At 45.9% G+C, this 8,106-nt stretch carries 10 protein-coding genes and 1 pseudogene; 7 read left to right on the top strand and 4 right to left on the bottom strand.

The window, feature by feature from the left end:
- Positions 1-77 precede the first annotated feature (77 nt).
- Both RBB45_RS17630 and RBB45_RS17625 read left to right on the top strand, forming a co-directional pair.
- Positions 78-563, top strand: a pseudogene (locus tag RBB45_RS17630) (hypothetical protein); the annotation flags it as partial.
- Positions 564-566: 3 nt separating this feature from the next.
- Positions 567-1,025, top strand: a complete 459-nt coding sequence (locus tag RBB45_RS17625; protein WP_148949934.1) for a hypothetical protein — start codon at positions 567-569, stop codon at positions 1,023-1,025.
- Positions 1,026-1,253: 228 nt separating this feature from the next.
- Here RBB45_RS17625 and RBB45_RS17620 read toward each other — a convergent pair whose 3' ends face one another.
- Both RBB45_RS17620 and RBB45_RS17615 read right to left on the bottom strand, forming a co-directional pair.
- Complete coding sequence (locus RBB45_RS17620; protein ID WP_129613175.1) at positions 1,254-1,580, bottom strand: hypothetical protein; 327 nt, start codon at positions 1,578-1,580, stop codon at positions 1,254-1,256.
- 137 nt (positions 1,581-1,717) lie between these two features.
- Entirely contained in the window at positions 1,718-2,149 is a 432-nt protein-coding gene (locus RBB45_RS17615; protein WP_101548763.1) for a DUF4395 domain-containing protein, read from the bottom strand.
- A gap of 330 nt (positions 2,150-2,479) precedes the next feature.
- Between RBB45_RS17615 and RBB45_RS17610 the strand changes: the two genes are divergently transcribed.
- On the top strand, positions 2,480-4,105 hold the full coding sequence (locus RBB45_RS17610; protein WP_141195021.1) for a catalase: 1,626 nt from the start codon (positions 2,480-2,482) through the stop codon (positions 4,103-4,105).
- Positions 4,106-4,516: 411 nt separating this feature from the next.
- On the opposite strand, the gene RBB45_RS17605 is transcribed toward RBB45_RS17610, so the two are convergent.
- A complete protein-coding gene (locus RBB45_RS17605) occupies positions 4,517-5,053 on the bottom strand; it encodes an MEDS domain-containing protein (protein WP_094767947.1) in 537 nt (178 codons plus the stop codon).
- 208 nt (positions 5,054-5,261) lie between these two features.
- Here RBB45_RS17605 and RBB45_RS17600 point away from each other — a divergent pair, with 208 nt between their 5' ends.
- Both RBB45_RS17600 and RBB45_RS17595 read left to right on the top strand, forming a co-directional pair.
- The gene (locus RBB45_RS17600) at positions 5,262-5,861 is read left to right on the top strand and encodes a cupin domain-containing protein (protein ID WP_148949933.1); all 600 of its coding nucleotides are present in this window, start codon (positions 5,262-5,264) and stop codon (positions 5,859-5,861) included.
- Positions 5,862-5,964: 103 nt separating this feature from the next.
- Positions 5,965-6,165: a hypothetical protein gene (locus RBB45_RS17595; RefSeq protein WP_148949932.1), complete on the top strand. Its 201-nt coding sequence runs from the start codon at positions 5,965-5,967 to the stop codon at positions 6,163-6,165.
- 81 nt (positions 6,166-6,246) lie between these two features.
- Here the strand turns inward: RBB45_RS17595 and RBB45_RS17590 are convergent, their stop codons facing one another.
- Positions 6,247-7,116, bottom strand: a complete 870-nt coding sequence (locus RBB45_RS17590; RefSeq protein ID WP_148949931.1) for an SDR family oxidoreductase — start codon at positions 7,114-7,116, stop codon at positions 6,247-6,249.
- Between the two features lie 265 nt (positions 7,117-7,381).
- On the opposite strand from RBB45_RS17590, the gene RBB45_RS17585 reads away from it, so the two are divergent.
- Positions 7,382-7,861, top strand: coding sequence for a DUF2975 domain-containing protein (locus RBB45_RS17585; protein WP_094767949.1), 480 nt, complete (start codon positions 7,382-7,384; stop codon positions 7,859-7,861).
- 9 nt (positions 7,862-7,870) lie between these two features.
- A complete protein-coding gene (locus RBB45_RS17580; RefSeq protein WP_009794440.1) occupies positions 7,871-8,095 on the top strand; it encodes a helix-turn-helix domain-containing protein in 225 nt (74 codons plus the stop codon).
- Positions 8,096-8,106 lie beyond the last annotated feature (11 nt).

Genomic DNA, 8,106 nt, shown 5'->3' with positions numbered 1-8,106 from the left:
AGTATATTATGAATAAAAAAGAGGATAAAACGTTATATATTAAACATTCCATCCTGTAATTATTATAGTATAGTTAAATCTTTGCCATCTGGGACAGCTACCGGACAACGGTCGATTTAAATCAGATCCATGTACTCGCAGAAAGGGAAGAGCATCAGTTCAACTCCTTCAGCATGGGAGCTATGGAGATAAACTATTTAGATAAGCGCAATCCCGTTATGGCAGTTGTTTGGTCACTTTTTGTACCGGGACTGGGACAGCTGTACATACATCGGATTGTGTCAGCATTTTTCACTATTGTCTGGGCAGTCGTCTTTTTTTACTACTCCCATGGTCTTGAAGCTCTTTCGTACTTATTTATGGGGGATATTGAGAAATCGACGGCTGTCTTACATCCGGAGTGGCTGTTATTTTTCCCGTCCTTATACGGCTTTTCATTATATGACTCTTATGTTAACACGGTAGAGAACAATAAGTTATTTAACAAAGAACAGCGGGCATATTTCAGGAAAAATTACCAATCATCCTCTTTTCGGATTCTAAAAGGTCAGAAGGTGAAATGACTAATGCAGCTGTTTTCAACATTTGAACATAGCATTTCACTCGAAATGGCGGTTTCTACTCTGGAGAAGAAGGGAATTAAGCGTGAAAAAATCTATATCGTCCCTTTGGATAATCGCCAGGAGAAGCATAAGCTGTTCGATGGCCTGAACCGTTCTGATGGAACTTCCCTTATTGACATCGGGGCAGCGCTCGCGACTGCCTTCTCTGTTGTCGGGGCTAGCATCGGATTTAAGTTAGCGTGGGGTCCGATCTACTGGGGGCTGATTACCGCAGCTGCCGGTTTCTTGATTGGTGTTGGTATCCGCCTTTTTACAGAAGCAATCGTAAAAAAGAAAAGAAGGCAGCTGAAAGGAGTCCATTCTGAGGTCATCCTCATTGTAGAATGCGAGGACGCTGAAGGTGAGCTGGTTGAAAATATACTGTTTGGCCATTATGCACTTGGAGTGGCGAAGGTGAAGTGAATAGAGGAGGAAGAATTCAGGCTGCTGTTCAGGCGGCTTTTTCTTTTGGAAAGTAATATTGTACCATATCCAGGGTGATCTTGAAGAGAGCCCTTATCATCACTTTCTTTGCGTGCTGATCCTGCCGGGATCTTCGAAGGAAAAAGCTTTAATGATCATTGTAGATTATCAAAAGTTAAGGTGAACCGCCCTCAAAACAGGGCGGTTCACCTTAAACGGTTTGCTTAACTAAGCATTGCGGCCGAAAATGACATAGTCAGTTGAGATGGGGAGAATATCAATAATGCTATTTGTATTTAATAGATTATCGAGCTGGCTTCCCCTTTCGGTGACAATCTGTGTTTTATTATAAATATCGCCATTAAAGTTTGCGCTCAGCACAATTCCGTTGAGGAACACGTTCTGTGCATTTCCATAGGTAATCGTTCTTGTTTGTCCGGGCGCCAGTGTAAAATAAACATCTCCATCAAAGTTGGCCGGGTTTTCGCCTTGCCGGACGAGGAGAGCAATTTGCAAAGTGGCTGCGCTGCGATTATTAAATGTCTTTTGTGCCATTATTAAACCCCCTTTCCTCTATATTCTATGAATACTGATTGATATGGAGAGGGCTTGTATAGTAGGGAAAATGATCATTTCTGTTTTTAAAAGAAAAATAGACGAGGGAACCTCTGGTCTGAGGTTCCCTCGCTTTATTAATTCTGGCTCATTCTTCGCTTGGCGCGCAATCTGATCAGCTGGAATCTTATGAAGCACCCGATGCAGAAGCCGAGGATGGCAACGAATGCAGCGAGAGCAACCATGATGGTGAAGATATGGCCCAGGACTGTGAATCCTAATGAATAGGACACCAGTCCTCCGGCAAGGCAAACAACTGCAATAACCTGATTGAACTGCTGCTGGTCCCATTCCTCAGGGATATAGGCAGACGGTTCTTTCTTCAGGAATGTTCTGGCGGCCCGCATGATGGGGTTGAATCCGAACAGGAGGCCCATCAGACCGGCAATAAGCGGGATCGCTAAAATCCACTCCTGCCCGGTCAGCCAGCTGGCAACAACACTGATGACAATGAACCATTGGTTGGTCCTGACGAGGGGACGGGGAATTGAACGTACTGTTTCTGCCATTTATTAATACGACCTTTCGTATAGGGATTTGAGGTTTTATATTATCATACTCATTTTGCAGCAGTTTTGAAAGTGAAAAGTATTTCTCTAATTATAATTATTTTTTTATAATAGACAGTTTAAATGGGGTGTCCGCCGGGTAAAAATTTAGTTGTAACAGCTGTTTTTACCTTTAAGTTCCCCGGTCAATATCATCCTAAGACCTACATAGCAAGAAAATCATTTTACAAAATCATCCTTTATTGTTGTATAAAATTTCCTTAACTAGAAAAGATAAAGGTGATTAATTTGAGGAGGTTATGCAGTTTGGATCAGAATAAGGATAAGAATATGCAAAAGGGCGATGATGTGAAGCGCGAGAAGCTGACGACCCGCCAAGGCCATCCTGTAAGAGATAACCAGAATATACGGACGATCGGCAACCGCGGTCCCGCTACACTTGAGAATTACCACTTTATTGAAAAAATCTCCCACTTTGACCGTGAGGAAGTGCCTGAGCGCGTCGTCCATGCACGCGGTTCAGGGGCATTCGGCTATTTTGAGACATACGGAAAAGTTGGCGATGAGCCAGTCGAAAAATATACCCGCGCGAAAGTATTTTCAGGTGCAGGGAAGAAGACCCCGCTGATGGTCCGCTTCTCCACAGTGGCAGGGGCGAAGGACTCTCCTGAAACAGCGCGTGATCCGCGCGGCTTTGCAGTAAAAATGTACACTGAGGATGGAAACTGGGATCTGGTCGGGAACAACCTTAAGATTTTCTTTATCCGCGACGCGATGAAGTTCCCTGATATGATCCATGCTTTCAAAGCTGATCCTGCTTCAAATGTGCCTAACCCTGAGCGGATGTTTGATTTCGTTTCCCGCACGCCTGAAGCAACGCATATGATCACATTCCTGTTCTCGCCATGGGGCATCCCTGCGACTTACCGCCATATGCAGGGCTCTGGCGTTAATACGTACAAATGGGTCAATGACAAAGGTGAAGCGGTGCTTGTTAAGTACCATTGGGAGCCAAAGCAGGGCATCCGCAACCTGACACAGGAAGAAGCGAATATGATCCAGGCGAAGAACGTGGGGCATGCTACACAGGATCTGTATGAAGCGATTGAACGCGGCGACTATCCGGAATGGGAGCTGTATGTGCAGATCATGGAGGATGATTACCACCCTGAGCTGGACTTCGATCCTCTAGATGATACGAAGCTTTGGCCGGAAGACAAATTCCCATGGCTGCCGGTTGGCCGCATGGTCCTTGACCGCAATCCGGTTGACTTCCATGCCGAGATTGAACAGGCTGCCTTTGGAACAGGTGTCCTGGTCGATGGAATGGACTTCTCCGATGATAAAATGCTCCAGGGACGCACTTTCTCATATTCTGATACCCAGCGCTACCGCGTCGGCGCCAACTACCTGAAAGTGCCGGTCAATGCACCAAAAGCGCCTGTCCGCACAAATCAGCAGCGTGGCCAGATGGATGTCCGCGATCCGAAGGAATCCGGGGACAATCCGCATATCAACTATGAGCCATCCATGCTCGGCGGTTTTGAGGAAGTGGGAGAAGCGAGCCCGGCACCGCATCAGCCGACTTATAATGCAGCAGCCATGAGCGCGCCGATCGACCGCCCGAACAACTATGGACAGGCAGGGCATACCTATCGCAGCCTGGAGGATTGGGAGCGCGATGAGCTGATCAAGAACCTGTCCGAAGCGCTTGCTGCGTGCAATAAGCGCATCCAGGACGCTATGGTCGAGCACTTCACACAGGCGGATGAAGATTACGGCCGCCGCGTGAAGGAAGGCATTGAAAAAAGAACGAAAGAGCTGAACGAAATGTCTATGGAAGACAATGTTCCCGGCCGTGAAGCAGGACAATCCAAATACGGCCAAGGCTCATTGTCTGCCAACGAGGCAACGAGAGAAGCCGTGGACAAAGGCCACGAAGCTGATCCATATTAATACGCTATAAGCCGAAGGGCTGCCCGGGACATCAGGATGACTGGTGGGCCGGGCGGCTTTTTTTGTTGGAGAAGGATCTGGATATGGGGGGGGGATGCTGTGAGTCACTCAAGAGAGTGAGTCTATTCAGAGTGTCTCCCGTTTTGACCAAAGTAGAGATGGACTGCATATAAGCAGTCCATCTCTTTTACAGAGTAAGCAACATCAAAGCATTCTCCATGATTGGAGATTGAGATTCGTTTGTTAGGTTCTGTATTGCAGTCGTAGTACCAGCCTTTTCCATATATAAGTGGAGATTTTCTTCAAGTAGATCCAGCGTTGCTTTCAAATGGCGGGTGAGCATTTTTTTTGAAAACCGTAAAGGCAAGCGAAAATTAAGAAAGCTCCCGGTTACCCGGAAGCCATTTAACTCTATTTATCACACAGCAGATAGTTGTGGCAGGCGAGAAGACCTGCCTTAAAATCATCGCTTGCCAGCTCTGAGTCATAGGCGCAAACCGATAGGATTCTGCTATCGGACACGATGGCATCCGCTTCTTCTTCAGATGCCAGTAATTTGCTGCTTATTTCTTCTTCGTCCCGCCATTCTACATGAGCCCAGCTTCGTACTACAGCATTCTCTTCTGAATAATCGTCCAGTACCTTTGGAAGATAATCAAAGATTGAATTCACCCGGAAATCGCCTTTTGCATAATAAAAGTCATAGTTGTTTATGAAAACGACTTTCTGCAGGCGATGGTCATCTAATTTTTTGGAAAGTCTATGTTTAATCATTGAAGTCAATCGGTCATTTTCTATAATAACGGAATATTCATTCAGTTTAATTCCGGTGATGATATACTCTTCTACATGCGAGAGGTAAAGCTCCTGGTTCCTGAAAAAATATAGTACATGTCCTTTGGCAAGGCTTTGAAGCTCATTCACTTCGTTTACACGAGTACTTTTCAAATTTGCACCCCATTAAATTTTTGACATATTCAGCCTTTCTAATAAGCGTAACATAGTTTTGAATAAATTGATGCCTCCTGAAGCCAAGGATTTAGATTAAGTGCTATAGGACTAGGGGAAGAAAAGATCTCTCTGATTTTAAAAGTATGTCATTCACCTATTTCCATGCATAAGATATCCCGAATAGAAGTGAAGGGACTGAGAAATTATGTATGGATATCATATGTGTCCTTATCCAGTGGAGCGGCTTGCCGGAGTCAGGAGTCAGCCTTTGTTCGGGCACTATCCGCTGGAGGCAGGGTATGGAAGCAGCAGCTTTTATTCCTTGCCCCATGGGGACTTTCGGGTGCCGCTAAAGGATTACGGCCCCAACCCGTTTGTCGTGAATATCAATGAAGCGACGAAACAGAACAAAAACTTTCGTACAGCTCTCTGGACAGGCAAGCACCTGCAGCTGACGCTGATGAGCCTGAAGCCCGGCGAGGACATTGGACTCGAGAGGCATAATAACCTCGACCAGTTCCTCCGTATAGAAAAAGGCCAGGGTGTCGTCCAGATGGGGAAGAAGAAAAATAATCTGGATTTCAGGAGAAATGTGTACGATGATTCGGCCATATTCATTCCTGCAGGCACATGGCATAATCTTACGAACACCGGGAACAAACCGCTGAAGCTGTACTCGATCTATGCGCCTCCCAATCATCCATTTGGCACCGTCCATCAAACTAAAGCGGCTGCTGAGGCTGCAGAACAAAACCGCGGTTATCGCTCCAATTATGGAGGGTATCCTTATGGGTGGGGGTATTAGGCTATAAGATTAAAGAGGGCTGCCGGGCGGGGCAGCTTTCTTTTTGATAAAATTATGGTTAATTATGGTATTATACATATAAATTCTGCACAGGGGGGACACAATGGCCAAAAACGTCACTTTTTGTTTTGATACAAAATACATCGATTCACGCACATGTGAAACTTTTACCTTTGAGGAGCTGGGCGTTGCCGAAAACTTGAATGAGGAAGCAGAGAGGAAGATTCTGGAGGACATTCTTCATGCTTGGATTTGGGACAAGCTGAACATTTCTTATAGCATTGTGTGGAATAAAGATGAATAAAAGCAAAAAAAGACCCGCGGCTCCTGAATCAACAAGAGTACGGGTCTTATTTTTTTACGTTGTAAACGCTTTGCAGCACTCTTAGTACGGAGTGCCCCCGTTAATATGCAGCACCTGCCCAGTTACATAAGAAGATTCATCAGATGCAAAGTATACATAGCCTGGCGCAAGTTCGCTCGGCTGTCCCGGGCGTCCCAGTGGCGTCTTGAATTCTCCTTCGCTGCCAAAACCGTCTACCTCGTCTTTAGAAAAAGAAGCGGGGATGAGCGGTGTCCAGATCGGGCCTGGCGCCACGGCATTTACCCGGATTCCCTGTTCGACCAGAGATCCTGAAAGGGAACGTGTAAAGGCAAGGATGGCACCTTTCGTTGAAGAATAGTCAATCAGCTTCGGCGCGCCCTGGAAGGCTGTGATGGACGTGGTGTTGACGATAGAGCTGCCAGGCTTCATATGGTCAAGTGCAGCTTTTGTCAGATGGAACATGCTGAAGATATTGGTGCGGAATGTGCGCTCAAGCTGCTCTGCCGTGATGTCTTTAATGGATGGCTGGGTATGCTGCTCCCCGGCATTGTTGACGAGGATATCGAGCTTGCCGAATTCAGAAACCACTTTTTCCACGGCTTCCTGGCAAAAAGATTCTTCACCGATATCGCCGGCAATCAGCAGGCAGCGGCGGCCTTCCTGTTCCACATACTTTTTTGTTTCCTCCGCATCGTCATGCTCATCGAGATAGGAAATGGCTACATCAGCGCCTTCCTTCGCAAAAGCAACAGCGACAGCACGGCCGATCCCGCTGTCTCCGCCTGTGATCAACGCGGTTTTGCCTGACAGCCTTTCACCTTTTCCTGCAAGATTCTGCGTGAAGTCGGGGCGGGGCTCCATTTCATTTTCAAAGCCTGGCTGGCGTTCCTGCATTTGTCCGGGAATCTGTTTTGGCATGTCTTTATCCATTGATTAGTCAATCCTTTCTCACCATATAGTTGCTTTGTGATGTATATCACTTATAAGCCATATAGTTTTCTTACCCTTGAGGTTGGTTTTAAAACAGGATTTTGAATGCTGATCTCTCATGAGCCGGGCTCTCTTTATGCAAGCTTGTTTCTAAGGGGGGAAATCCTTATCGCAACAAAAAAATGATAAAAATCATTAAAAGTTTATTGAAAAACAATAAAAAATAATTTAAAATCAATATAACTTAACCTGTGAGGTGTATGAAATGAAAAGGGAAACACTCTTTTTGAAAATAGCCATCTTCCTTATCGGGGCTCCGATACTGGCATTATGTTTATTCGGACTGCCTTCTCTTGCAATCAATGCAAGCCAAAGCGGTTTGGAATGGCGGAATCTGCTGTATGGCATTTTGGCTGTTATGTATATATCGGCCATTCCGTTTTTCGCTGCTTTGTTTCAGGCATTCAAGCTTTTAAATTATATCGACCATAACAACGCATTCTCAGAAATGGCTGTGAGGGCTTTGAGGACGATAAGAAATTGTGCCGCTGCGATTATGCTGCTGTATACAGCAGCTATGCCGCTCTTTTATTTTGCGGCAGAGATCGACGATGCCCCCGGCATCATCCTGATCGGATTGATCATCATTTTCGGTTCCGTTGTGATTGCTGTATTTGCCGCTGTCCTCCAAAAATTATTGAAGAATGCGATCGATATCAAGTCAGAAAATGATCTGACGGTCTGAGGTGAAAACATGGCAATTATCATTCGTATCGACGTGATGCTGGCGAAACGCAAAATGAGCGTGACAGAGCTGTCAGAAAGGGTCGGCATCACCATGGCCAACCTTTCCATATTGAAAAATGGAAAAGCAAAAGCAATCCGGCTGACGACTCTGGAAGCCATCTGCAAGGCGCTGGACTGCCAGCCGGGGGATATCCTGGAATACCAAAAGGACGATGAAGAGCCGGAACGATGAATTAGTTCAAA

The organism is Bacillus sp. MMSF_3328, assembly GCF_030733525.1.
GTDB classification, from domain to species: domain Bacteria; phylum Bacillota; class Bacilli; order Bacillales; family Cytobacillaceae; genus Bacillus_AB; species Bacillus_AB infantis.
The sequence above is the reverse complement of the archived record's forward strand: the minus strand, read 5'-3'. Positions and strand labels throughout refer to the sequence as shown.

Bases quoted from the DNA above. Each gene is read 5' to 3' on its own strand.
- RBB45_RS17625 (WP_148949934.1), top strand. From the start codon at position 567: ATGCAGCTGTTTTCAACATTTGAACATAGCATTTCACTCGAAATGGCG.
- RBB45_RS17620 (WP_129613175.1), bottom strand. From the start codon at position 1,580: ATGGCACAAAAGACATTTAATAATCGCAGCGCAGCCACTTTGCAAATT.
- RBB45_RS17615 (WP_101548763.1), bottom strand. From the start codon at position 2,149: ATGGCAGAAACAGTACGTTCAATTCCCCGTCCCCTCGTCAGGACCAAC.
- RBB45_RS17610 (WP_141195021.1), top strand. From the start codon at position 2,480: ATGCAAAAGGGCGATGATGTGAAGCGCGAGAAGCTGACGACCCGCCAA.
- RBB45_RS17600 (WP_148949933.1), top strand. From the start codon at position 5,262: ATGTATGGATATCATATGTGTCCTTATCCAGTGGAGCGGCTTGCCGGA.
- RBB45_RS17595 (WP_148949932.1), top strand. From the start codon at position 5,965: ATGGCCAAAAACGTCACTTTTTGTTTTGATACAAAATACATCGATTCA.
- RBB45_RS17590 (WP_148949931.1), bottom strand. From the start codon at position 7,116: ATGGATAAAGACATGCCAAAACAGATTCCCGGACAAATGCAGGAACGC.
- RBB45_RS17585 (WP_094767949.1), top strand. From the start codon at position 7,382: ATGAAAAGGGAAACACTCTTTTTGAAAATAGCCATCTTCCTTATCGGG.
- RBB45_RS17580 (WP_009794440.1), top strand. From the start codon at position 7,871: ATGGCAATTATCATTCGTATCGACGTGATGCTGGCGAAACGCAAAATG.